General features: G+C 58.3%; 25 protein-coding genes and 1 pseudogene. 7 read left to right on the forward strand and 19 right to left on the reverse strand.

The features are described 5' to 3' along the window. The first annotated feature begins 355 nt into the window (after positions 1-355). Positions 356-859 carry an inclusion body family protein gene (locus tag KVG95_RS12155; RefSeq protein ID WP_052964793.1) on the forward strand — a complete coding sequence of 168 codons (504 nt, stop codon included), beginning with the start codon at positions 356-358 and terminating at the stop codon, positions 857-859. A 124-nt stretch (positions 860-983) separates the two neighbouring features. Next, entirely contained in the window at positions 984-1,520 is a 537-nt protein-coding gene (locus tag KVG95_RS12160; RefSeq protein WP_217856800.1) for an AidA/PixA family protein, read from the forward strand. Positions 1,521-1,585: 65 nt separating this feature from the next. On the opposite strand, the gene KVG95_RS12165 is transcribed toward KVG95_RS12160, so the two are convergent. Continuing rightward, on the reverse strand, positions 1,586-2,671 hold the full coding sequence (locus KVG95_RS12165) for a type I restriction endonuclease (RefSeq protein ID WP_217856631.1): 1,086 nt from the start codon (positions 2,669-2,671) through the stop codon (positions 1,586-1,588). 183 nt (positions 2,672-2,854) lie between these two features. Beyond that, a complete protein-coding gene (locus KVG95_RS12170; protein ID WP_217856632.1) occupies positions 2,855-3,001 on the reverse strand; it encodes a hypothetical protein in 147 nt (48 codons plus the stop codon). A gap of 196 nt (positions 3,002-3,197) precedes the next feature. Between KVG95_RS12170 and KVG95_RS12175 the strand changes: the two genes are divergently transcribed. Further along, the gene (locus KVG95_RS12175; protein WP_217856633.1) at positions 3,198-3,599 is read left to right on the forward strand and encodes a low affinity iron permease family protein; all 402 of its coding nucleotides are present in this window, start codon (positions 3,198-3,200) and stop codon (positions 3,597-3,599) included. Between the two features lie 52 nt (positions 3,600-3,651). Here KVG95_RS12175 and KVG95_RS12180 read toward each other — a convergent pair whose 3' ends face one another. The 9 genes from KVG95_RS12180 to KVG95_RS12220 form a co-directional block, all read right to left on the reverse strand. After that, complete coding sequence (locus KVG95_RS12180) at positions 3,652-4,155, reverse strand: DUF4142 domain-containing protein (RefSeq protein WP_052964796.1); 504 nt, start codon at positions 4,153-4,155, stop codon at positions 3,652-3,654. 73 nt (positions 4,156-4,228) lie between these two features. After that, positions 4,229-4,384 carry a KGG domain-containing protein gene (locus tag KVG95_RS30145; protein ID WP_008014777.1) on the reverse strand — a complete coding sequence of 52 codons (156 nt, stop codon included), beginning with the start codon at positions 4,382-4,384 and terminating at the stop codon, positions 4,229-4,231. 116 nt (positions 4,385-4,500) lie between these two features. Beyond that, positions 4,501-5,853: a sensor domain-containing protein gene (locus tag KVG95_RS12190; RefSeq protein WP_217856634.1), complete on the reverse strand. Its 1,353-nt coding sequence runs from the start codon at positions 5,851-5,853 to the stop codon at positions 4,501-4,503. 103 nt (positions 5,854-5,956) lie between these two features. Further along, on the reverse strand, positions 5,957-6,595 hold the full coding sequence (locus KVG95_RS12195; RefSeq protein ID WP_217856635.1) for a LysE family translocator: 639 nt from the start codon (positions 6,593-6,595) through the stop codon (positions 5,957-5,959). Between the two features lie 64 nt (positions 6,596-6,659). Continuing rightward, positions 6,660-7,076 carry a fosfomycin resistance glutathione transferase gene (fos, locus tag KVG95_RS12200; RefSeq protein WP_217856636.1) on the reverse strand — a complete coding sequence of 139 codons (417 nt, stop codon included), beginning with the start codon at positions 7,074-7,076 and terminating at the stop codon, positions 6,660-6,662. A gap of 201 nt (positions 7,077-7,277) precedes the next feature. Next, positions 7,278-8,609 carry an MFS transporter gene (locus KVG95_RS12205; RefSeq protein ID WP_050682197.1) on the reverse strand — a complete coding sequence of 444 codons (1,332 nt, stop codon included), beginning with the start codon at positions 8,607-8,609 and terminating at the stop codon, positions 7,278-7,280. A 185-nt stretch (positions 8,610-8,794) separates the two neighbouring features. Then, entirely contained in the window at positions 8,795-9,721 is a 927-nt protein-coding gene (locus KVG95_RS12210) for a hydroxymethylglutaryl-CoA lyase (protein ID WP_217856637.1), read from the reverse strand. Further along, a complete protein-coding gene (locus KVG95_RS12215; protein ID WP_217856638.1) occupies positions 9,718-10,911 on the reverse strand; it encodes a CaiB/BaiF CoA transferase family protein in 1,194 nt (397 codons plus the stop codon). Before KVG95_RS12215 ends, KVG95_RS12210 begins: the two co-directional genes overlap by 4 nt. A gap of 239 nt (positions 10,912-11,150) precedes the next feature. Continuing rightward, entirely contained in the window at positions 11,151-12,059 is a 909-nt protein-coding gene (locus tag KVG95_RS12220) for a LysR family transcriptional regulator (protein WP_217856639.1), read from the reverse strand. A 159-nt stretch (positions 12,060-12,218) separates the two neighbouring features. On the opposite strand from KVG95_RS12220, the pseudogene KVG95_RS30395 reads away from it, so the two are divergent. Further along, positions 12,219-12,374, forward strand: a pseudogene (locus KVG95_RS30395) (aminotransferase class I/II-fold pyridoxal phosphate-dependent enzyme); the annotation flags it as partial. A gap of 17 nt (positions 12,375-12,391) precedes the next feature. Beyond that, the gene (locus KVG95_RS12225) at positions 12,392-13,558 is read left to right on the forward strand and encodes an MFS transporter (RefSeq protein ID WP_217856640.1); all 1,167 of its coding nucleotides are present in this window, start codon (positions 12,392-12,394) and stop codon (positions 13,556-13,558) included. Here KVG95_RS12225 and yiaY read toward each other — a convergent pair. Then, positions 13,555-14,703: an L-threonine dehydrogenase gene (yiaY, locus tag KVG95_RS12230; protein ID WP_217856641.1), complete on the reverse strand. Its 1,149-nt coding sequence runs from the start codon at positions 14,701-14,703 to the stop codon at positions 13,555-13,557. The genes KVG95_RS12225 and yiaY overlap by 4 nt on opposite strands. A gap of 156 nt (positions 14,704-14,859) precedes the next feature. Between yiaY and KVG95_RS12235 the strand changes: the two genes are divergently transcribed. Beyond that, the gene (locus KVG95_RS12235; RefSeq protein WP_217856642.1) at positions 14,860-15,879 is read left to right on the forward strand and encodes a DUF4917 family protein; all 1,020 of its coding nucleotides are present in this window, start codon (positions 14,860-14,862) and stop codon (positions 15,877-15,879) included. Positions 15,880-16,020: 141 nt separating this feature from the next. Here KVG95_RS12235 and KVG95_RS12240 read toward each other — a convergent pair whose 3' ends face one another. The 3 genes from KVG95_RS12240 to KVG95_RS12250 form a co-directional block, all read right to left on the reverse strand. Next, entirely contained in the window at positions 16,021-16,365 is a 345-nt protein-coding gene (locus tag KVG95_RS12240) for a YegP family protein (RefSeq protein WP_052964807.1), read from the reverse strand. A gap of 182 nt (positions 16,366-16,547) precedes the next feature. Next, positions 16,548-16,853, reverse strand: coding sequence for a ribbon-helix-helix domain-containing protein (locus KVG95_RS12245; protein ID WP_007903755.1), 306 nt, complete (start codon positions 16,851-16,853; stop codon positions 16,548-16,550). Positions 16,854-16,867: 14 nt separating this feature from the next. After that, entirely contained in the window at positions 16,868-17,449 is a 582-nt protein-coding gene (locus tag KVG95_RS12250) for a DJ-1/PfpI family protein (protein WP_217856643.1), read from the reverse strand. Between the two features lie 303 nt (positions 17,450-17,752). On the opposite strand from KVG95_RS12250, the gene KVG95_RS12255 reads away from it, so the two are divergent. After that, positions 17,753-18,658 carry a DMT family transporter gene (locus KVG95_RS12255; RefSeq protein WP_217856644.1) on the forward strand — a complete coding sequence of 302 codons (906 nt, stop codon included), beginning with the start codon at positions 17,753-17,755 and terminating at the stop codon, positions 18,656-18,658. Between the two features lie 59 nt (positions 18,659-18,717). Here the strand turns inward: KVG95_RS12255 and KVG95_RS12260 are convergent, their stop codons facing one another. The 4 genes from KVG95_RS12260 to KVG95_RS12275 form a co-directional block, all read right to left on the reverse strand. Further along, positions 18,718-19,932 carry a class I SAM-dependent methyltransferase gene (locus KVG95_RS12260; RefSeq protein ID WP_217856645.1) on the reverse strand — a complete coding sequence of 405 codons (1,215 nt, stop codon included), beginning with the start codon at positions 19,930-19,932 and terminating at the stop codon, positions 18,718-18,720. A 279-nt stretch (positions 19,933-20,211) separates the two neighbouring features. Beyond that, positions 20,212-20,829, reverse strand: a complete 618-nt coding sequence (locus KVG95_RS12265; protein ID WP_217856646.1) for a TPM domain-containing protein — start codon at positions 20,827-20,829, stop codon at positions 20,212-20,214. A 46-nt stretch (positions 20,830-20,875) separates the two neighbouring features. Continuing rightward, positions 20,876-21,625, reverse strand: a complete 750-nt coding sequence (locus KVG95_RS12270) for a TPM domain-containing protein (RefSeq protein WP_217856647.1) — start codon at positions 21,623-21,625, stop codon at positions 20,876-20,878. Positions 21,626-21,668: 43 nt separating this feature from the next. Continuing rightward, positions 21,669-22,280, reverse strand: a complete 612-nt coding sequence (locus tag KVG95_RS12275) for a LemA family protein (RefSeq protein ID WP_123719738.1) — start codon at positions 22,278-22,280, stop codon at positions 21,669-21,671. Between the last annotated feature and the right edge of the window lie 83 nt (positions 22,281-22,363).

Consider the following 22,363-nt stretch of genomic DNA (forward strand, 5'->3'; position numbering starts at 1 on the left):
ACCGGTTCGCTACGATACATTGACCGGTGTGCGCTGCCCTATCTCCACTTTTGGAGGCATAGGGATCTGAGTGAGCTTTCTCTTATCGCAAAATCATTGAAAGTGATAACCAAAAGCACCGTTCGTCGACCGAAGGCAAAAGCGATTTTGACAGTATAAAAATGGCATCTATAGTCCTACTCGCGGCCTGTTGGAAGGAACCCAACCCGTCATTTCAAGGCAAGGAGCAAGGCCAGCTCGTACCCCCGTGATCGAATGGGTTCCCCAGTAGTGTGTTCGCAACGGCCGCAAGGCAACAAGCGTTGTCGTACCTGGTAGGTAGCCAGGTAATCACTATGTTCAAAGGAGCTTTACTATGTCTCGAGTCACGGATGTACTTGTTTCGATCGACACCGAAACCATTCTGAAAAACTACCCGAACATCAGCAAAAACCCTGCTGCGCCAACGCTGATCGACGTCAGTCATGTATACATGGTGACCAATCAGAACAACGTGGTAAGTGGCCAGGCCGGTGGTGAGCTCAACCTGAAAGCCCAGGTGGGCGATCTGATTCGCTGGCGTGAAACCAGCCTGTCGCAGAGCTTCGAGACTGCGGTGATTTTCTACAAGTTCATCGGTAATGTAGGCAACGAGTTGATCTCCACACCCACGCCGCGCAAGGCTACCGCCTGCGTCGCCGTCCCTAACACCAGCAACCCATCGGTGCCTAGCTGCCAGAAAGTCGATAACCATTACTGGTCTTCGGAAACACTTTCGTGCGGCAGTGTGACCTATCACTTCCACTTTCTGATCGTGGATCGCGACTGCCAAATCGTCGGCTGCTGCTCGTGGGATCCGTTCATTACCATCCGCAACTGATGATGGGCCGGGCCCTTTGGCAACAAGGGGCCTACCGGGCTCGTTGCCGCCTCGGCTGGAATGGATTTCTTGCTTGAACCGAAGCGGCTATCGATATGCGTCAACATCATGAAAGGAATCCATGATGACTTCCGAACCGATTACCTCCCCTTCGGCGAGCGTCGTGACAGCCAATAATGTGCTGCTGATCGTCGATGCCGAATCGCTGCTGTCCCGTTATCCGCAACCCAGCCTTGAACCGCAAAACCCGACTGTGATTGAAGACGGCTTCATTTTCGCCATCAGTGGTACAACGACAACACAAAATGCTAAAAATGACAGTAAAATTACGCTAACAGCCAACGGACAAGTCTTTCATATCCGCGGCAGAACCGTCAGCCTGCTGGCCGAACACAGCGTTGTATTTCACAACATTTCGATGGGCGATACCGGGATTCTCTCGCCGCCCAAACTGGTCGTCCACGGCGAACAGACAGTCCCCGCGCCCGACCCATCCAACCCGACCCAACCGGGCAGCCACACGGCCGATGATCATTATTGGGAGTGCTCGCAACTGAGCACCGGCGTGGCGGCCTGCGAACTGAGCTTCATGCTGATTAACCAGCGCTGTGAAGCGTTGGGGTACTTCAGCTGGAAGACTGAGGTGACGCTGTCGGCGTGAATAGATATGTAAAAAGAAACCGGCCTCAAGGGGCCGGTTCTTTGTATGCCGTTTACCCAACACGGTCAGTCGTAGTATCCAACTGTCTTCTTCAAGTGATCCGAATAATCGTAAATCTCATCAACCGAGCCAATCGGATGCCGCGTTTCATTTTTTTCTTCGTCAAAAATCCCAATGTACTTTTGTGAACGATTGAAATGAAGGCGACAAATCGGCTTGCGATTATTGTCATCGAGCAAGATTCCAAAATAGCTTTGCGTGTCGCGCTGCACTATTCGTTTAGCGTCCACAACCGCACGAACTACCGCACGGACAATGTGATAACCCTCCAATTCTTCCAGGGTCGTCAGCACTTTATCCTCTGATTCGTCACGCTGATCTGTTGGATCACTGCCGCTGGCAGGAACCGGTATCGATGCCAGCGCAGGCTGAATGGTACCCCTCATAGCTGATTTGAGCCGGTCATTGATCTGATCATTGAGAAACTGCACAACTGCTTTTCTCGTCAGCTCGTGGAACTGGTCACGGACTTTCTGAGTTATGACCCCGTCGTACACTCGGGAGGCGAAGACTTTTACAAAGTCGTCATCAGGTTTGATGACCTGCGAAGCAATGACCTTTTTGATCTGACTGACGTATTTCAGCTCGCCTGCAGCATTGATGATCGAATCCACGTCGAATGCAGACTTGGTGAGCTTGATCAATTCGGGGACGGAGTACTCATCGATATCCAGAAGATCGAGCTCAAGAAACGGTTTCTCATCCATCTTGTTGGGCGCATCCAGGTCGGTGAAAAATCTATAGACTTGGCCATTGGTGAGAATAGAGATTCTAGCGCTGGTAACATGGAAATAGCGAAATAGCTGGGAGGCGTGATTGATGTGCAGCGACTCGCCTATTTTTTTGCACTCGATGAGGATCTGTACCTCTCCTTCCTTCATGATTGCGTAGTCAATTTTTTCTCCTTTTTTCGTTCCGACATCGCAAACGAATTCTGGAGTCACCTCACTCGGATCAAAGACATCGTAGCCCAGCACCGTACTGATGAAGGGCATCACAAAAGCATTTTTAGTCGCCTCCTCCGTCTGAATTGAAGCGCTTTGCAAACGAACCTTGGCGGCTAGGCTTGCTAACTTCTCAAAGAATTCCATGAGTGACCTCTGACTTGGTTTCGATCCGTGTGTTGGCATACTGGCAAATTGACTACCATTTGATACTAGACACAAACCGGCACAAAGAAAGATTCCAATCAAAGATTCCAGACGCAAACAAGTCCTTAGCCGCAACTCCGGGCGAAGGGTGCGAGCAACCAATTTACAAACTGGCATCAACCCTCACTGCTTATCACTACCCTTCTCCTGCATCTGCACCGAAGACTTGGTGCCGTCAGTATTGTCTTTAGTCTCGTTATCCGAGTTATCGAAGCAGCCCTGCAGCGCAAGCAGGCAGCAACAAAGGTAAAACGTGCGGGCGAGGTTCATGCTGTTCTCCAGTTTCAGGGGCTTGAAGTAGTGACCCATGTCGGTGGAAATGGTTGCGACTTTTTCGGCGCCGAGCGATGAGCACTGACAGAGGGTTCAGCACACCGGCTTTTCATCCCGCAGGTAATATTCAGCAGAATTTTCGTTTTGCCCGTGCTGTCTGAAAATCAGGCGCATCCCTATAAGGAACACGGCAATGAAATTTGCAAAAATTGCACAGAAACTTTCCCTGTGGGCCGGCCTGCCCCGGACATTTCTGGGGGCGATCGTTCTGATTATCCTGTGGGGTTTGAGTGGACCGATTTTCCATTTCAACGATACCTGGCAGCTGATCATCAACACGTCGACCACCATCATCACCTTCCTGATGGTGTTCCTTATCCAGAACACCCAGAACCGCGACACGGATATTTTGCACTTGAAGATCGATGAGTTATTGCGAGTAACGAAAGAAGCGCAGAACGCGATGCTGGGGCTCGAATCGCTGGATCTCAAACAGTTGGAAGAATTGAGAAAGAAATATCGCCACCTCGGCGAGGGCGAAACGATTTCCCTGGACGGTACTGTCGTCCCGGAAACAAAGAAACAGGATGAATGAATGTTGACCCATGCCCCGCGGGTGACCAGCGACGTCACCCGCGCCATTGGTGCTAGCGACTGGCTTGCAGGGCCCTGGCCATTTGCAGATGGTTTTGCAGTTTGGGCAGGGTTTCTTCGGCAAACGCTTTGATTTGCGGCACGTCCGTGGTCTGCGCTTGTTGTTGAAGCTGCTCGATGGTCTGTTGGGTGGTTTTCACCTGACTGGCGGCATACGCCTGATCGAAAGACGCATCGTCCTTCACCTCTGGAATCAAGGCTTTGGCCTTATCCATCACCTCTTCGCGCGGTGCGACCGGTAAATCGAGTTGCTTGGCAATTTTCGCCAGATGCTGGTTGGCGGTGGTGAGGTCGTTGATCACCACGATGGTGTAATCCTTGACCTCTTTGGACTCGGTTTTCTGGTGCGCCAGGCGACTGGCTTCGATGTCGGCCATGCCTTTGGCCGATGCTTCGTTGATGAATTCAGCGGCTGACTGGGCAAAGGCACTGTTGGCAAACAGGCCCAGTAACGTGACAAAACTGGCATTGCGTAAACGGGTGGCCATCCGGCTCATGGTCGCGCCCTCCTTCTTTGAAAATTCAAACGGGAGCTTGCGCCCCCGTCTTTTAATAAAACCACCTTCACTATTACCGGGATTTCTGACCACCTTTGCGGCCCATGCCGCCTTTCGCGGAGTCTTTATCAACGGTCGTCGTGGTGGTTTTCCCACCTTTGCGACCAGCTTCAGACGCCTTCGTTCGATCATGGGCACTACCCGGACTCGGATTTTTTGAAGTAGGCATGGTTTTCATCCTCTTGATGATGAGAGCAGCGAGCAGCCGCCCGCATAGAATAAGAATTTCCATAGCCAAAAAGGTTTAGAAAAACTGGCAACGCTGCGACGAACGGTGACGAGCTTTCAGGCCCCGAGACGCAGATGATGCTGGCGCTTGGCGCTGTACATCGCCTCATCGGCATGCCTGAACAGCTGGTTCTCTTCAGTGCCATGCTCGGGGTATCGCGCGACACCGATACTCGGCTGGATGTTCAGGCTATGCCCGTCCAGGCGCAGGGGCTGAACTAGTACCTGGCGGATTTTTCCCGCCACATTCTCGGCGTCTTCCGCGGCGTGGATGCTGTGCAACAACACGACAAATTCATCACCGCCGATACGCGCTACGGTGTCGGTTTCGCGCACGCAGCCCTTGAGCCGATTGGCGACCGCTTGCAGCAGCATGTCGCCGACCGCATGACCAAGGGTGTCGTTGACTTGCTTGAAGCGGTCGAGATCGACGTAGAGCAACGCCATTCGACCGGAGTCTTCCCGGGCCAGCGCCAGTGAGGCCTTGAGGCGTTCGCGCAGCAACTCGCGATTGGGTAACTGAGTCAGTTGGTCGTACTGGGCCATGCGCTGGAGCCGGGCATGCAATTGCTTGCGCTCGATAGCAGTCGCGACCTGAGCGCAAACATACTGCAGCAGTTCCTTGTCTTGCTCGGTGTAACGCTCGCCGCCCGGTACGCTTTTAACGATCAACGCGCCAATGGTGCCGTTGTTCTGCGAACTCAATGGCACGCCCAGCCAGCAGGGCGAATCCTGGCCCGCGACCAGCGCCGCAAAACCCGCCGGCGGATTGTCCTGATCCGGGGTCAGCAGAATCGGCAAGCCGCTGCGAATTACTTCACTGCAAAGACGCCCGGTCACAGTCCCGGGCTCCTCGGGTTGCGGTTCACGGTCGTCGACGTGATAGGGAAAATTCAGCTGCGCGCAGTGCTCGTCATACAGCGCCACGGAGAAATTCAACGCCGGGAGCCATTCGCCGATGATCGAATGGACGCGTTTGAACAGCGCCAGCAGATCTTCTGCCGCGTGGGCCGCCTCGGAGATTGCGTACAGCGCCGCTTGCCGGGACTCGGCCTGTTTGCGCTCGGTGATGTCGCGCGCCACGGCAATGCGCAGCTGATCGATCTCCGACCAGCGCGCCGACCAGAGAATATGCACCACCCGGCCATCCTTGCGCAGGTAACGATTTTCAAAGTTGAGCTTGGGCTCGCCCCCCATGATCTCCCGCGCGGCGTCGAGGGTGCGCTGTCTGTCGGCGGGATGCACCAGGTCGATCATCGGCTGGCCAATCAGCTCGTCGGGGGTGTAACCGAAAATGCGCTCGCAGGCCGCGCTGACAAATACGAAGCGACCTTGTTTATCCACCGCACAGACGGCGTCCAGCAAGAGGTCGATGTAGCTGGCCAGTGGTGCGGAATTTCTGGTTTCCATGATGCCGAGAGCGTGTCCGGACAATGCAACATTGAACAACCCTCCCTGACCGGTCATACGCCCGAGCGATGACTGTGCAGCTGACGCTTCCTTGCGATCAGCCTCAAGCCTTGTTCGTCACCAGCCCCGGCAGCGCATGCACCAGGGCATTAATGGCAAAACCGATGAACATTACCCCGCACAACCGCGTGATCACCAGTTCATGGCGTTGATACAACGTGCGCACCTGACGTGCACCGACGATGCCTATGAGGATAGCGTAGGCCATAAGGCCACCAATGAAGCTGAGGACGATCAACCACGGCAGCATCGACCAATGCAGCAATTCTGCACGGCTGGACAGCAGCGCAGTAAAGGTCGCCACCGCCACCGGGTATGCCTTGGGGTTGGTCAGACCGAACATGATGCCGTGCCAGAACGGCTGCCGCGCCGGCCCCTGAGGCGCCTCGACACTGCCCCGCCGAGCCCGAACCGCGCGCAGACCCAGCCAGAACAAGTAGAGCCCACTGAATACGCCCAGCACATCGAACGCTGTGCTGCCGATTTCCCGCGCACCGACAATCGCGATCAGCGCCGTGCTGCACCAGACCACGTCGCCCAGCAAATGCCCGCACAGAAATCCCGCTCCGGCCCGCCGACCGCGCGCCGCGCCGATGCCGAACACCGCCAGCACACCCGGCCCCGGCGTGATGCCATAAATGAAGCCCGAGGCGAGAACGGCCATTAGCAGCGATGGGGTCATGGGAATTCCTGTTGAAACGCCGGACGAATGGACGCAAGTCTATCTCAGGACCCCGAGCATCGACTCACTGATCGTCGAAGAACTTCATCCCCGCATACGGCCGTTGCCGACACGCCGCCAGCCGCGACGCCAGATCCCCGACATGCGCCTCAAGCTTGTGCCCGTCCGGGTCGAGAAAATAGAACGACGCGCCTTCGCTGCGGTTGTCTCGCCATTCCGGCACGTTGACGGATCGCAGGTGTTCGACGAACAACGGAAAGTCCGTAGCGCCGATACTGAAGGCGTAATGGGTATAGTCAGCGGCGGGCGCGGACTCGCGCAGCGGATCGAGAGACAGGCACAGCCATAGACCGGGTAATGAGAGATAGGCGCCGGTGTCCCACGAGGCTTCAAGCTGGAGTTGCAGCAGATCTTGATAGAACGCCACGCTGCGGTTCAGGTCGGTGACGGCGAGGGTCAGGTGGTTGAGGCCGGTTAGCATGTGTTTAGCAACCTTGAGGCTGGGTCCGACCGGAGCGTACAACTTAAACGTCCTTGAGCGTAGAACCACTAGTGCTTTGTTGCTGTGAGTCAGTCTTCGCGAGCAAGCCCGCTCCCACACTTGACCGAATTCCAAAGTTGGACACGGTTAAATGTGGGAGCGGGCTTGCTCGCGAAAGCGGTTTTCCTGACGCCGCAGATTTCAGAACTTATCGAGCGTGCGCAGCTTCTGCGGCAATCCCCACAGCAGCAACGCAGCGGCGATCAGCGCGGCGACGCCGATGACGTACAGGGCCGGGGTGGTGCTGCCGGTCAGGTCCTTGATTCGCCCGACCATGACCGGGCTGACGATCCCACCGAACTGGCCAAGGGTGTTGATCACCGCGATTCCGCCAGCGGCACCTGCGCCGGCACCGGCCAGCAGTTTCGGCGGCAAGGTCCAGAAGCTCGGGATGGAGGCGATGATCCCGGCACCGAGCAAGCCCAGGGCGACAATCAGGAAAGTCGTATGGTTAGCGAAGATCCCTGCGCTGAAGAACCCCACCGCGCCTACCGCCACCAGACCTGCGACAAACTTGCGCCGCTCACCGGTGGCATCGGACAACCGCCCGATCACCACCATGCTGATGGCGCCGCAGACATAGGGAATGGCGGTCAGCAAGCCGATCATCACCGGACTCTCGGTGCCGGCACTGCGGATCAGTTGCGGTGCCCAGAAATTCAAGCCGTAGGACGCTACCTGAATCAGAAAGTAAATCAGCCCCAGCATCAGGAAACCCGGAATCCGCAAGGCTGCCAGCAAGGAACCGCCGCTCTTGTGCGGTTCGTGGTGAGCGATACGGCTGGCGAGCAGTTTCTTCTCCGACGACGTCAGCCAATGGGCGTCTTCGATGCGGTCCTTGAGCAAGGTCAGCACCAACAAACCGAGGCCGATGCAAGGCACTCCACCGAGCAGAAACAGCCAATGCCAGCCGCGCATATCAAGGAAGCCATCAAGGTGTTGCAGCACCAGCCCGGAGAACGGTGCGCCAACCAGCCCGGCAAACGCCGACGCGAGAAACAGCATCGAGGTTATGCGCCCGCGATAGTGCTGCGGAAACCACAGTGTCAGGTAATACAGCACGCCGGGCGCGAAACCCGCCTCCATCGCACCGATCACGAAGCGCAAGGCGTAGAACTGCCATTCGCTGTTGACGAAGACCATGGCCGCCGTGGCGACACCCCAGGACATCATGATCCGGGCGATCCAGCGCCGCGCACCGACCTTGTAGAGCATCATGTTGCTCGGCACTTCGAAGATCACGTAACCGACCACAAACAGCCCGGCACCGAGGCCGTAAGCGGTGTCGCTCAGGCTCAGGTCGGCCTGCAACTGGAACTTGGCGAAGCTGATGTTGATGCGGTCGAAAAACGCGAACAGGTAGCACACCATGATCAGCGGCATCAGTCGCCAGGCGACTTTGCGGACCAGGGCTTTTTCGGCGTCGTGGCTAACGGACGGGCTCGCGCCCGCCTCCAGTACATTGAGGCTCATAGTGTTTCTCCAGATGGACTTCACGAGGGAGTCCCGATTGTTTTTGTTGTCTGGTTTAAGTGATCTGTGTGGGTGCTTTATGTGGGAGCGGGCTTGCTCGCCAAAGCGGTCTAACACTCAACATTGATGGTGACTGACACGCCGCCTTCGCGAGCAAGCCCGCTCCCACAGGGTGTTCGGTGTGTTCAGGTGGGTGTCGGGTGCAGGTCGCAATTGCGTCCGGCCTTGGCGAGTTGCCCGGGCACTTCGTGGCCCAACAATGCGGGTAACCCTCGGGACAACTTCAGCAACAACGGCAGATCGATGCCGGTGTGAATACCGATTTCATCGCACAGGTTGACCAGATCTTCAGTGCAGATATTGCCCGAAGCACCCGGCGCAAACGGGCAACCGCCAAGGCCGCCGAGGGCCGCATCGAAACGACGGGCACCGGCCTCATAGGCGGCCAGGACGTTGCACAAACCGAGGCCGCGAGTGTTGTGAAAATGCAGGGTCAGATCTGCCGACGAAACCCGCTGCAAGACTTTGCGCACCAGCCGATCGATCTGACGCGGATTGGCCATGCCGGTGGTGTCGGCCAAGGTAATGCCCTGAATCCCGAGCTCCTGATAAGCCTCGACGATTTGCAGCACTCGGTCCTCATCGATCCTGCCCTCGAACGGGCAGCCGAAGGTCGTGGCGATGCTGCCGTTGAGCCGCACCTGCGTGCCGCGAACGAATTCGACGATCTCGCCAAACGCCGCCAATGACGCCTCGCAGCGCATCCGCATATTCGCCAGGTTGTGGGTCTGGCTGGCGGACATCACCAGGTTCAGCTCATCGGCCCCCGAGTCCAGCGCTCGTTGTGCGCCTTTGAGGTTGGGGATCAATGCGACATAGATCACGCCTGGCCGTCGGGCGATGCCCTTGAACACTTGCTCGCCATCACGTAGCGCCGGAATGGCTTTGGGCGAAACAAACGAGCCCGCTTCGATGCGGCTGAACCCCACCAGCGACAACTGATCGATCAGCGAAATCTTGTCGACGGTTTCGACCCAGGTCGGCTCGATCTGCAAGCCGTCACGAGGGGAGACTTCCTGAACGATCAGGGTCTGGGAATAATCAGTGATCATTGCACCACCCCTTCAGCTTTCAGCCGTTCGATGTCCTGGTCAGTCAGGCCCAGCCCCGCGAGGATGTCGTCGGTGTGCTGACCCAGACTCGGTCCCGACCAGTTCACGCCGCCGGGGGTCTCGGACATTTTCGGTACGATGCCCGGCATCTTCACCGTGGCACCACCGGGCAGTTCGGCGCTGAGCAGCATGCCCCGCGCCTGATAGTGAGGATCGGCGACGATATCAGCCACCGAATAGATGCGCCCGGCCGGGACTTCGGCAGCTTCCAACGCCGACAGCACTTCGTCGATAGGTAGGCTGCTGGTCCAGTGAGTGATGGCGGCGTCGAGCACATTACTTTTGGCGGCGCGGCCATCGTTATGCGCAAACTCCGGCGCTTCGGCCAGATCGACCCGACCGATCACCGCCATCAGGCGCTTATAGATCGGGTCGCTGTTACCGGCGATCACCACGTAAGCGCCGTCGGCGGTCAGATAAGTGTTGGACGGCGCGATACCCGGCAATGCCCCGCCGCTGCGCTCACGAACATGACCCAGCATGTCGTATTCCGGCACCAGGCTTTCCATCACGTTGAATACGCTTTCGGCCAAAGACACATCGACCACCTGCCCGCCGCCCTGCCCTGTCTTGACTCGCAGCAGCGACATCAAGGCGCCGATCACCGCATGCAGCGAAGCCAGCGAATCGCCGAGACTCACACCCACTCGGGCGGGCGGTGAACCGGGGGTGCCGGTGGTGTAGCGAATCCCGCCCATGGCCTCGCCGATTGCACCGAAACCCGGGCGATCACGGTACGGGCCGGTCTGGCCATAACCGGAAATACGCACCAGCGTCAGGTTGGGATTGAGAGCATGCAACACGTCCCAGCCCAGGCCGAGTTTTTCCAGGGCGCCGGGGCGCAGATTTTCGATCAGCACATCGGCGTCGGTCGCCAGTTGCTTGACCAGCTCGATGCCTTCGGGGGATTTCAGATTCAGCGCAAGGGACTTCTTGTTTCGCGATTGCAAGTACCACCACAACGAAGTGCCTTCGTGCAGCTTGCGCCATTTGCGCAGGGGATCGCCCTGGCCCATGGCTTCGATCTTGATCACTTCGGCGCCGAACTCGGCGAGCATGCGTGCTGCGAACGGCGCGGCAATCAGTGTGCCTATCTCGATCACTTTGATTGCACTCAAGGGGGCAGTCATCGCGGGGTACCTCTTGTTCTTGGAATATGAGCCAAGGCTAGAGGACCGAGGGGCAAGGAATCCAACCTTCAGTTGGCAACGACCGTTCGCGAAACGCGAATGCTCGGCAGCAGAATTGCCGCGACCTTAAGTCCGCCATCGCGAGCAGGCTCGCTCCCACAGGGGATTTGTGAACACCGAAGATCAACTGTGGGAGCGAGCCTGCTCGCGATGAGGCCGGCCCATTCAATAGAGAACTGTCAGGCCTGACCGCGCAACTGCTCAAACAACATCCGGCTCACCGGCGACAGCCTCGCTTCATCGCGCACCACCAGAATCAACGCACGATCCGACCAGTCATCCGTCAGCGGCACCGCGTGCAAACCCAACGCCCGACCAAACAGTTCATAGGCCTTTTGCGGCAGGATGCCGATGCCCATGTTGGCCTGGACCATCCGGCACATGGCATCGAACCCCGGCACATGAATCCGCAGCCTCAGCACCTTACCGGCCTTGCGCGCGGCCGCATGGGTGCGCCTGTTGATGGAACTGGCGGCGTGCAAGCCGACGTAATCACTGCCCAGCGTGTCGGCAAAAGCCAGGGTCGAACGAGTCGCCAACGGATGATCGGACGGCATCAACACCATCAGTTTGTCCCGGCGATAAAGAACACTGTGCAGACCTTTGACGTCACTGTCGCTGGAGCAGATCCCAAGGTCCGCGACGCCATCAAGCACGCCCTGAATCACCCCGCTGCTGGGGCGTTCTTCGAGGTCGGTCTTGACCTGCGGATGGCGCTCGGAAAAGTCCCGCAAGTCTTCAGGCAGGAACTGAATGATCGCCGACAGGTTGGCGAGCATTCGCACATAACCGCGTACACCGTGGCTATGCTCGCCCAGCTCAAGACCCATTTTCTCGACGTTGAACAGCATCTGCCGGGCGTGGTGCAGCAGGGTTTCACCGGCCGGCGTCAAGGTCATGCCCTTGGCCTGGCGCACGAACAGGCTGATGCCCAGCGCCTCCTCCAACTCCATCAAGCGCTTGCTGGCCGCCGACACCGCGATCGATTCGCGAGCAGCGGCACGGGTCAAGGTGCCCTCTTCATGGACGGCCACAAACAGTTGGAGAGTGATCAGGTCGAGGCGGCGGATCAGGCTTTTTTGCAGCATGGGAGGGCTCGATGATTTCGGTTCGACTAAGTCGGCAGGATAGCCCGGTTTCGTTTCGTCCCCGCGATCCAATTACCCGACAGCACTTCAGGGCAGTTCACCGCACTCTGGAATTCCATCGCGTTGAAGGAAAAGCTTTACGTTAATATCCGCCAGGTTTTTTTCACTTCGGCAGTGTTTTCCCCGGTGGTCGCACAAGGCAAGGCAGCCATCAGAATCACGTTGCGCGCCGACATGGAGACGACGCTGATACGCCATTTCTGCGAACTCATCAGCGAGCTTTTACGCACTCACGGCCGGGACATCGGCAGCTGAAACTCAGGGAAGATCAAATGAAGAGCAGCACCACCCTCCTCATCACCTGCTGCACGGTTTTTCTCGCTCAATTGGGCATGAGCATTTATCTGTCGGCGCTGCCGGAAATTGCCCGGGATTTAACCGCCGATGCCTCGCAGGTTTCATGGGGGCTGGCGGTGTATCTGATAGGCATGGCGCTGCCGATGCTGTTCTGGGGCAGCCTCGGTCAGCGCATTGGCCGCAAACCGGTGCTGCTCGCGGCACTCGGTATCTATGGGGTGGGCAACCTGGCCCTGCCGCTGGGCCAGACGCTGGAGTCATTCCTGTTTTTTCGACTGATTCAGGGTGTAGGCGCCAGCGGAATTTCGGTCATGGCCCGAGTGCTGATCCGCGACAGCTTTCACGGCGACCTGCTGGCCAAGGCATTGTCCTGGATATCGATTTCCTTTGTGGTGGCGCTGGGTATCGGCCAATACCTGGGGTCGATTATCCAGGTGGCGCTGGGTTGGCCGATGATCTTCTACTTGTTGGGTGGCGTAAGCCTGTCGATGGCGGTGGTGGTGGCCCGACTCACGTTCCCGGTGCTGGCAGCAGAGAACACACTGTCATCCGCCTGGACGAGTTACTGGCACATTCTGGGTCATCGGGGCTTCCTGTTGCCGGCCCTTGTCGGCGGCGTGGGGTACGGGGTGATCGTCGCATTCAACACCGCGGCGCCGTTGATTCTGCAAGGCCCCTTCAACTGGTCGGCAGTGGAATACGGATTGTTGGGTTGGCCAATCAGCGCGGCCTATTTTCTCGGGGCTGTGGCGGTCAATCGCTTTGTGTTGCGCACCGGTCAGCGCCATCTGATGACGGCAGGCGTTGGGCTGGTACTGGCGGGCTGCGCAGTCATGTTGCTGGGTAGCATCGCCGGTACGTCGATAGCGCTGCTGTTCTGGTTGCCCTATTGTTTTGCGGTGTTTGGCCAGTCGCTGAATTACCCGATCAGCCTGTCCCTGGCCAACGAAGGTTCGCCGGTTGGCGGTGCTTATGCGATGGCATTGAGCGGTTTCATTCACCAACTGATGGCCGCCACTATCGGCGGTATCGCCAGCCTGATAGCGAGCCAGCAGGCATGGCCATTGTCGCTGTTATGCACCTTGCTGGCCGTGGGCGCGCTGCTTTGCGTAGTGTTCGCGCCCGGCCGTCGAACCACTTAGAACGCGTTGCGGAAAATCTCCTCGATCTGCCGCTGATCCGCCTTCCGTGGATTGGTCAGTCCACAGGCGTCTTTCAAGGCATTGGTGGCAAGCACCGGAATGTCGTTGAGCCGGGCACCGAGCTCGCGTAAACCGGCGGGGATTTCCACGTCCTTGGCCAGGTTGCGAATGGCCGCGATGGCTGCCTGAGCGCCCTCTTCCGGGCTGAACCCGCGAATGTCGGCGCCCATCGCGCGGGCAACATCGGTCAGGCGGTCGGCGCAGACCAGCGCGTTGAAACTTTGCACATGAGGCAGCAACACCGCATTGCACACGCCATGGGGCAAGTCGTAGAAACCGCCCAACTGGTGGGCCATTGCGTGAACGTAGCCAAGGGACGCGTTGTTGAACGCCATACCCGCCATGAACTGCGCGTAAGCCATGTTTTCCCGCGCGATCATGTCACTGCCGTCGCGTACGGCCAGACGCAGGTTATTGCTGATCAAAGTGATGGCTTTCAGCGCACAGGCATCGGTAATCGGGTTGGCCGCCGTGGAGACGTAGGCTTCGATGGCGTGGGTCAGAGCGTCCATGCCAGTGGCGGCCGTCAGGCTCTTGGGCATGGCGACCATCAGCGCCGGATCGTTGACTGACAGCAGCGGTGTGACGTTGCGATCGACGATGGCCATTTTCACGTGACGGGACTCGTCGGTGATGATGCAAAAACGGGTCATCTCGCTGGCGGTACCGGCGGTGGTGTTGATCGCGATCAACGGCATTTGCGGTTTGGCCGACTGATCGACACCTTCGTAGTCACGAATTGTCCCACCGTTTGTGGCGCACAACGCGATGCCCTTGGCGCAGTCGTGAGGCGAACCGCCGCCCAGCGACACCACGAAATCACAGCGACTTTCCTTGAGCAGGCCCAGGCCAAGTTCGACGTTGGCGATGCTCGGATTCGGCTTGGCGCCGTCGAAGATCACCGAGTCGATGTCCTGGATCGCCAGTTTCTCGGCAATCATCGTTGCCACGCCAGCCTTGGCCAGCCCGGTGTCGGTGACGATCAGCGCCTTGCGAAAACCATACTTGCGAATGGCGTCCATGGCTTCGTCGAGGCAACCGGTGCCCATGATGTTCACAGCGGGGATGAAAAACGTACTGCTCATGCGCGAGTCTCCTGGCTGAAGCCGAATCAACAGCACCGATCCGGCGGGTGCGCACAGGATCGACCCATTAGTCGCGCGGTAACTTGATCTGGCTCAAGTCCGGGTCGTGATAAAGTCGCCGTCCATCAGACCTTTTGCTTTGAGACAACGAACGCAATGACCGATTTCCAGGATGTCGATGCCCAACTTGAAGACTGGAACGCCTTGCGCACCACCGCCTCTTTCGGCGGCCTGCTGGTGGGTAACGGTGCCAGTCGTGCGGTATGGGACGACTTCGGCTATGACTCGCTGTTCGAAAACGCCCGCACGGTTGAAGAAAAGCCTCTGAGCCAATCCGAACTGAGCGTGTTCGACGCGATGCAAACGCGCAGTTTCGAACAAGTGCTTGGGGCGCTGAAAACCACCAGCCGGGTCAACAAGGCGTTGGCCGTCAGCTCTGCCGCGCCGCGCAACCGCTATTACGCGATCAAGGAAGCGCTGATCAACACCGTGCATGCGGTGCATATCCCTTGGCGATTGGTGGTGCCCTCGACGCTGGCGACGATCAATCAGGAACTGGGCAGCTATCGAACGGTGTTCACCACCAATTACGACTTGCTCAACTACTGGGCAATCCAGCACCGGCCTGACGCTATTACCGATCTGTTTCAAGGCACCGAGCCGCGCTTTGATCTGAGCATCACCGCGACAGACAAAACCCGGCTGCTGTACCTGCACGGCGGCCTGCATCTGGTGCGCAATCAGGACGGCACAGCGCGCAAATTGATGTCGACCGAAGGTACGTTGCTGGGCAGTTTCGCCATCAACAATACGATCAAGACCCTCGATGACGTGCCGCTGTTCGTCACCGAAGGTCCGACCCAGGACAAGCTCAAAACCATTCGCAGCTCGGATTACCTGTCGTTCTGCTACGACCAGTTACTGGGCCATGGCGATGGGCTGTGCATCTTCGGACACGCCCTTGGCGAGCAGGACAGTCACATCATTCATGCATTGCGCCAGGCGAAGCCGAAGACAGCGGCGATCTCGATTTACCCGCGCAGTAAAGCGTTCATCCAGCATCAGAAGCGACATTACACGAAGGTGTTTGAGGGGACGGGAGTGGAGCTGCGTTTTTTTGATTCGAAGACGCATGCGCTCGGTAGTCCCAAGCTGACCGTACCGGTCGAGGTTTAGCGGCGCCCGCCGAACCTATGTGGGAGCGGGCTTGCTCGCGAAGGGGGCTTAACATTCAATGAAGATACTGAATGTCAGACCGCTTTCGCGAGCAAGCCCGCTCCCACAGGGGATGTGTATTGGACTTATCAAGCGGTGTGTTTAGAGCACCGGCAAGGTCTTGTCCTTGATCACCGTGGTCGGGCCGTTGGCTTTGACGCTGGCGATGCCTTTATCCCTCGCGGCGTCCGATGAGTAGGATTCGCTGCTGCCGATGATCTCGTGGTTACCGGCCTTCAGGTTGAAGTAAGGATGACCGTCCTTGGTGGTTTTTTTCTCGTAGCGTTCGTCCAGCGGACTGTTGGCCTGAACCGAGGCGATACCGCCATCGGCCGCACCGCGAGAGGTATACAGCTCACTGGTCAGAATGGTTTCGGCATTGGCCGCTTTCAACACAAACTTGAACTGACCGTTGCTGGTTTTGCTCACTTCGTACCATCCAGACATGCTTTTTCTCCTTGGCGATTGAGAGGTTTCGCGCTTCAGAGTAAAGACCAGCTTGCTGCTTCTGTCGCCTGTACCGCCGCCATCGCGAGCAGGCTCGCTCCCACAGTGAGATTGTGTACATCAATCCATTGTGGGAGCGAGCCTGCTCGCGATGAGGCCGGCAAAGCCACCACAACACCTCGCTATTTCACCGCAGCCCGCACTACTGATAACTCAGGTGTCTGCACCCGTCTCTGGCTCAGGTAGCGCATACAGCTAACCCGCAAGAACGAGGCGAAATTCACCACTTCGCCGCGGTAGTCCATCACCTCTTCATACAGCTTGGCGATCAACTGATTGGTGGTCATGCCGTCGACCTCGGCGATTTCGCTGAGGATGTCCCAGAACTGATTCTCCAGCCGCAGGGTGGTCACCACCCCGCAGATGCGCAGCGAGCGGGAGCGCGACTCGTAGAGAATCGGATCGGCCTTGACGTAGAGCTCGCACATGGACAGGTCCCTCGTTACAGCGTGATTTTGGTGCCCAGCAACCCGAGGAAACCGGCCAGCCAGCTCGGATGCGCCGGCCAGGCCGGTGCAGTGGCCAGATTGCCTTGAACGTGACCTTCCGTCACCGGGATATCGATGAACGTGCCGCCAGCCAGGCGCACTTCCGGAGCACATGCCGGATAGGCGCTGCACTCGCGGCCTTCAAGAATGCCTGCCGCGGCCAACAGTTGCGCACCGTGACACACCGCGGCGATAGGTTTGCCAGCCTTGTCGAACGCTCGCACCAGGTCCAGGACTTTTTCGTTCAGGCGCAGGTACTCCGGCGCACGACCGCCCGGCACCAGCAGCGCGTCATAGTCCGCCGCCTCTACCTTGGCGAAATCGAAGTTCAGGGCAAACAGGTGACCGGGTTTTTCGCTGTAGGTCTGGTCGCCTTCGAAGTCATGGATCGCTGTGCGCACGGTCTGGCCGGCGGTTTTGTCCGGGCAAACGGCATGCACCGTGTGGCCGACCATCAGCAGTGCCTGGAACGGCACCATCACTTCGTAGTCTTCGACGTAATCGCCGACCAGCATCAGAATTTTTTTAGCCGCCATGGGGAGGACTCCTCTGGGAAATGCGTGGGCATGCAGGAGTATTCAAGGTAGTCCTTATCCGGCGGGGTGGGTAATAACCAGCTACTACCTGATGGACCGCGTTATCGTTCTTCGCGGGCAAGCCACGCTCCCACAGGTTTTGCATCTGCCGCAAGAACGGCACAAGACCTGTGGGAGCGGGCTTGCCCGCGAAAGCGTCCGCAAACTGTACGCCTATCTTTGCGCCTAGCTGTAACAGCGGCATACCCAGCGTTTGTGGCTAGATGAAGACTCTTCCCGCCACCCTCGATTCTGGTTGCCATCATGTCCTCGCGCGAAAACATCGGCATGGCCCTCGGCCTGCTCGGCGTCGTTATCTTCAGCCTGACCCTGCCCTTCACACGGATCGTCGTGCAGGAACTTCATCCCCTGCTCAACGGCCTCGGCCGTGCGCTGTTCGCGGCGATTCCGGCAGCGTTGCTATTGCTGTGGCACCGTGAAAAATGGCCCACGTGGAAACAGATAAAAGGCCTGACGCTGGTGATCGCCGGGGTCATCCTTGGTTTCCCGGTGCTGTCGGCTTGGGCCATGCAGACCTTGCCCGCCTCTCATGGAGCACTGGTCAACGGCTTGCAACCGCTGTGCGTGGCGCTGTATGCCGCGTGGCTGTCTCATGAGCGACCATCGAAAGCCTTCTGGGCCTGCGCGGCGTTGGGCAGTGCGTTGGTGCTCGGTTATGCATTGATCAGCGGCGCGGGCAGCATTCAGGCCGGTGATTTGCTGATGCTCGGCGCGATTGCCGTGGGTGGCCTGGGTTATGCCGAAGGCGGCCGGTTGGCCAAGGAGATGGGCGGCTGGCAGGTGATCTGCTGGGCACTGGTGCTGTCGACGCCGCTGCTGATCGGACCGGTGCTGTACCTGGCGCTGCAACATCAAGGCGAAATTTCGGCCAAAACCTGGTGGGCGTTTGGTTACGTCTCGCTGTTTTCACAGTTCATCGGGTTCTTTGCCTGGTACGCCGGGTTGGCCATGGGTGGCATTGCCCGGGTCAGCCAGATCCAGTTACTGCAGATCTTCTTCACGATCGCGTTTTCGGCGTTGTTCTTCGGTGAGCATGTCGAGCCGATTACCTGGCTGTTCGCGGCCGGGGTGATCGTGACGGTGATGTTGGGGCGCAAGACGGCAGTCAAATCAAATGTGGGAGCGGGCTTGCTCGCGAAGGGGGCTTAATATTCAACGAAGATGTTGAATGTCAAACCTCTTTCGCGAGCAAGCCCGCTCCCACAGGATCAGAGGTAACCGTCAGCCCGCAGCAATGTTTCCAGGCAATGTTCGCTGATGTGGTAGAAGTCCTTCAGTTCCTGAATCTTCACCAACAGCTGAGCCGGGTCCACCGGTTCGGCGCGTTTGACCGCCAGGATCATCTTGTTCTTGTTGGTGTGGTCCAGTGAGATGAACTCAAAGACCTTGGTCTCGTAACCACAGGCTTCCAGAAACAACGCACGCAAACTGTCGGTAACCATTTCCGCCTGCTGGCCCAGGTGCAGGCCGTATTGCAACATCGGCTTGAGCAGCACCGGGCTCTGGATCTGCAGGCGGATCTGCTTGTGGCAGCACGGTGAGCACATGATGATCGAAGCGCCGGAACGAATGCCGGTGTGAATCGCATAGTCGGTGGCGATGTCGCAAGCATGCAGCGCGATCATCACGTCCAGCTCGCTCGGCGCGACGCTGCGCACGTCACCGCATTTGAACACCAGCCCCGGATGCTCCAGCTTCGCAGCGGCGGTGTTGCACAGGTTGACCATGTCTTCGCGCAGCTCGACGCCGGTCACCTCGCCCTCGGCCTTCAACGTGTTGCGCAGGTAGTCATGGATCGCGAACGTCAGGTAACCCTTGCCCGAACCGAAATCCGCCACCCGCACGGGTTTGTCCAGCGCCAGCGGCGACGAGGTCAGCGCATGGCTGAAGACTTCGATGAACTTGTTGATCTGCTTCCACTTGCGTGACATCGCCGGGATCAGCTCATGCTGCGCGTTGGTCACGCCAAGGTCTTTGAGAAACGGCCGGCTCAGGTCGAGAAAACGGTTTTTCTCGCGGTTATGCTCGGCGGACGGCACTTCGCGCAATTGTTGAGGTTTGCTCTTGAACAGCGAAGATTTGCCTTTTTTGCTGTATTCGAGCTGGGCTTCGTCGGTCAATGACAGTAAATGCGCATTTTTGAACGAGGCCGGCAACAGTGCAGCGATGGTCGCCATGCCTTCGGCAATTGGCAGGTTCTTGGTGATGTCGCGGGTTTTGTAGCGATAGACGAAGGACAGGCAAGGCTGATCCTTGACCGTCAGCTGCTTGATGATCAGCCGCTGCAAATCCGCTTCGCCACCGACGTACTTGGCCAGCACCAGTTTGATGAAGGCGTTCTGATCGAGGCTCGTTTGCAGCAGGTCGATGAACTGGGCGTGATGATCCGGCGCGAGGCTGGCGGGAGTGGCGGTGACAGACATGGGAAAAAACGGCCTCGGGCGGTGCGAATCGGGGAATGACGGGTATTTTAGGGGGGATGGCCGTTCGGGACACGCAGTTATTTGCTGAACGGTGCGAATCCTGAGGCTAGCGAGCTCTTTGTGGCGAGGGGGCTTGCCCCCGTTGGGCTGCGAAGCGGCCCCTATGTATCTTCAGTCACACCGAGTTTTCTGGTTCGACGACTGCTTCGCCGCCGAACGGGGGCAAGCCCCCTCGCCACAAAAGCATGTAGGAGCTGCCGAAGGCTGCGATCTTTTGATTTAGCCCAACACCACCAACCGATTCGGCAACTCATTCCTCACATGGGTCACCGGCACATGCACTTTGAGCAACTCGCCGCAGGCCTCGATGCACGTCACAAACCCCTGCAATGTCTGCCCCTGTTTCACCTGCTGCGTAAACGCCGCCACAATCGCGTCCCAGTTCTTGTTGTCCAGCCGTTTGGAAATGCCTTCATCCACCAGAATCTCCACATAGCGTTCGGCCTCGGAGACGAAAATCAGCATGCCGGTGCTGCCCACGGTGTGGTGCAGGTTTTGCTCCAGGAACTGCCGGCGCGCCAGGTTTGACGCGCGCCAGTGACGAACCGTGCGCGGGATCAGGCGCGTGGTGACTTTGGGGATCCGGAACACCAGGCACAACACGATGAAGCTAAGCCATTGCACCAGCAACAGGCTGTGCATGGTCAGCCAGCCCGTCAGGTAATGCACGATACCCGGCACCACCAGCGCCAGCAGACTGGCCCAAAGCAACGGGATATACGCGTAATCGTCGGCGCGGGCCGCAAGCACCGTCACCAGTTCGGCGTCGGTGTCGCGCTCGACCCGGGCAATTGCCTCGGCGACTTTGCGTTGTTCGTGTTCAGTCAGTAATGCCATGTTTATGAATGCCTGCTCGCTATTGTTGTTTTTACCTGCAGTGTGATCACCAGCCGCCCGACGAACCGCCGCCCCCGAAACTGCCCCCGCCGCCGCTAAAGCCCCCGCCGCCACCGCCGCCAAAACCTCCGCCGCCGAATCCGCCTCCCGAGCCGCCACGGCCACCGCTGCTTGGCAGAATACCGAACATCTGGCCGACGAAGATCGTCAGGATAAACAGCAATACCAGTAACACGAACAACCCCGGATGCCGCTCAACGAAATCACTCTCCTGATCGCCACGCGGTTCATACACTGTCGACGGTTCGTCCAGCGGATTGCCGCCCAGCACCACCAGCATCGCCGCAATGCCGTCGCTGATGCCTTTGCTGAAGTTGCCCGCCTTGAACGCGGGCGTGATCACCTGATGGATGATCACCGAACTCTGCGCATCGGTCAGGCGACCTTCCAGGCCATAACCGACTTCGATCCGCAGCTTGCGCTCGTCACGGGCGACGATCAGCAATGCGCCGTTGTTCTTATCCTTCTGGCCGATGCCCCAGTAGCGCCCCAACTGATAACCGAAATCCGCGATGTCGGTGCCCTGCAAGTCCGGCAACGTGACCACCACCAACTGCTCGCCAGTGGTTTTTTCATGGGCGTTGAGCTGTTGCGTCAGTTGCTCGCGCACCGCAGGCTCGATCATCTGGGCGTTGTCCACCACCCGCCCGGTCAATTCCGGGAACTTCAACTCGGCCTGGGCCGCCAGGGCAAACACCCAGAACACCAGCACCAGGCCCACTTTCAACACGCGCATTGGCAACCTCATCCTTGGTGACGCTTCAAGCCCGTTCCGGCGCTTACTGGAACTTCACTTCAGGCGCTTTCTCGGCACCGGGGCTGGTTGCCTCGAAAGTTTCGCGGATTGGCAGATCGCTATACATCACGGTGTGCCACAGGCGACCGGGGAAGGTGCGGATCTCGGTATTGTATTTCTGCACCGCCAGGATGAAATCGCGACGCGCCACGGCGATGCGGTTCTCGGTGCCTTCAAGTTGCGATTGCAGTGCCAGGAAGTTCTGGTTGGCCTTGAGGTCCGGGTAGCGCTCGGACACCACCATCAACCGACTCAGCGCGCCGGTCAGCTGATTCTGCGCCTGCTCGTACTGTTTGAGTTTTTCCGGATTATCCAGCGTGCTGGCATCCACCTGAATCGAGGTGGCCTTGGCGCGGGCTTCGATCACCGCGGTCAGGGTTTCTTGCTCATGCTGGGCATACCCCTTGACGGTTTCCACCAGGTTGGGAATCAGGTCGGCGCGACGCTGGTACTGGTTCTGCACCTGGCCCCAGGCGCCCTTGGCTTGTTCGTCGAGGGTCGGGATATTGTTGATGCCGCAGCCGGTCAGTAGTGTTGTCAGCCACATCAAGGCTGCAACCTGCAGGCTCGACCGATAATGGTGTCGTACATTCATCTGGTTGATGCTCCCTTGCACATTCCGTTGATGAAACAACCTGCGAACTCTGACCCGACTCTTGGGGCATAATCTGCGCCGCT

The sequence above is a fragment of the Pseudomonas farris genome (assembly GCF_019145235.1).
GTDB lineage: Bacteria > Pseudomonadota > Gammaproteobacteria > Pseudomonadales > Pseudomonadaceae > Aquipseudomonas > Aquipseudomonas farris.

Bases quoted from the DNA above. Each gene is read 5' to 3' on its own strand.
- KVG95_RS12240 (WP_052964807.1), bottom strand. From the start codon at position 16,365: ATGTCTGGATGGTACGAAGTGAGCAAAACCAGCAACGGTCAGTTCAAG.
- KVG95_RS12245 (WP_007903755.1), bottom strand. From the start codon at position 16,853: ATGTGCGAGCTCTACGTCAAGGCCGATCCGATTCTCTACGAGTCGCGC.
- KVG95_RS12165 (WP_217856631.1), bottom strand. From the start codon at position 2,671: ATGGAATTCTTTGAGAAGTTAGCAAGCCTAGCCGCCAAGGTTCGTTTG.
- KVG95_RS12235 (WP_217856642.1), top strand. From the start codon at position 14,860: ATGACCGATTTCCAGGATGTCGATGCCCAACTTGAAGACTGGAACGCC.
- KVG95_RS12180 (WP_052964796.1), bottom strand. From the start codon at position 4,155: ATGAGCCGGATGGCCACCCGTTTACGCAATGCCAGTTTTGTCACGTTA.
- yiaY (WP_217856641.1), bottom strand. From the start codon at position 14,703: ATGAGCAGTACGTTTTTCATCCCCGCTGTGAACATCATGGGCACCGGT.
- KVG95_RS12270 (WP_217856647.1), bottom strand. From the start codon at position 21,625: ATGCGCGTGTTGAAAGTGGGCCTGGTGCTGGTGTTCTGGGTGTTTGCC.
- KVG95_RS12160 (WP_217856800.1), top strand. From the start codon at position 984: ATGACTTCCGAACCGATTACCTCCCCTTCGGCGAGCGTCGTGACAGCC.
- KVG95_RS12210 (WP_217856637.1), bottom strand. From the start codon at position 9,721: ATGATCACTGATTATTCCCAGACCCTGATCGTTCAGGAAGTCTCCCCT.
- KVG95_RS12205 (WP_050682197.1), bottom strand. From the start codon at position 8,609: ATGAGCCTCAATGTACTGGAGGCGGGCGCGAGCCCGTCCGTTAGCCAC.
- KVG95_RS12175 (WP_217856633.1), top strand. From the start codon at position 3,198: ATGAAATTTGCAAAAATTGCACAGAAACTTTCCCTGTGGGCCGGCCTG.
- KVG95_RS12255 (WP_217856644.1), top strand. From the start codon at position 17,753: ATGTCCTCGCGCGAAAACATCGGCATGGCCCTCGGCCTGCTCGGCGTC.
- KVG95_RS12195 (WP_217856635.1), bottom strand. From the start codon at position 6,595: ATGACCCCATCGCTGCTAATGGCCGTTCTCGCCTCGGGCTTCATTTAT.
- KVG95_RS12170 (WP_217856632.1), bottom strand. From the start codon at position 3,001: ATGAACCTCGCCCGCACGTTTTACCTTTGTTGCTGCCTGCTTGCGCTG.
- fos (WP_217856636.1), bottom strand. From the start codon at position 7,076: ATGCTAACCGGCCTCAACCACCTGACCCTCGCCGTCACCGACCTGAAC.
- KVG95_RS30145 (WP_008014777.1), bottom strand. From the start codon at position 4,384: ATGCCTACTTCAAAAAATCCGAGTCCGGGTAGTGCCCATGATCGAACG.
- KVG95_RS12155 (WP_052964793.1), top strand. From the start codon at position 356: ATGTCTCGAGTCACGGATGTACTTGTTTCGATCGACACCGAAACCATT.
- KVG95_RS12260 (WP_217856645.1), bottom strand. From the start codon at position 19,932: ATGTCTGTCACCGCCACTCCCGCCAGCCTCGCGCCGGATCATCACGCC.
- KVG95_RS12215 (WP_217856638.1), bottom strand. From the start codon at position 10,911: ATGACTGCCCCCTTGAGTGCAATCAAAGTGATCGAGATAGGCACACTG.
- KVG95_RS12265 (WP_217856646.1), bottom strand. From the start codon at position 20,829: ATGGCATTACTGACTGAACACGAACAACGCAAAGTCGCCGAGGCAATT.
- KVG95_RS12190 (WP_217856634.1), bottom strand. From the start codon at position 5,853: ATGGAAACCAGAAATTCCGCACCACTGGCCAGCTACATCGACCTCTTG.
- KVG95_RS12275 (WP_123719738.1), bottom strand. From the start codon at position 22,280: ATGAATGTACGACACCATTATCGGTCGAGCCTGCAGGTTGCAGCCTTG.
- KVG95_RS12250 (WP_217856643.1), bottom strand. From the start codon at position 17,449: ATGGCGGCTAAAAAAATTCTGATGCTGGTCGGCGATTACGTCGAAGAC.
- KVG95_RS12225 (WP_217856640.1), top strand. From the start codon at position 12,392: ATGAAGAGCAGCACCACCCTCCTCATCACCTGCTGCACGGTTTTTCTC.
- KVG95_RS12220 (WP_217856639.1), bottom strand. From the start codon at position 12,059: ATGCTGCAAAAAAGCCTGATCCGCCGCCTCGACCTGATCACTCTCCAA.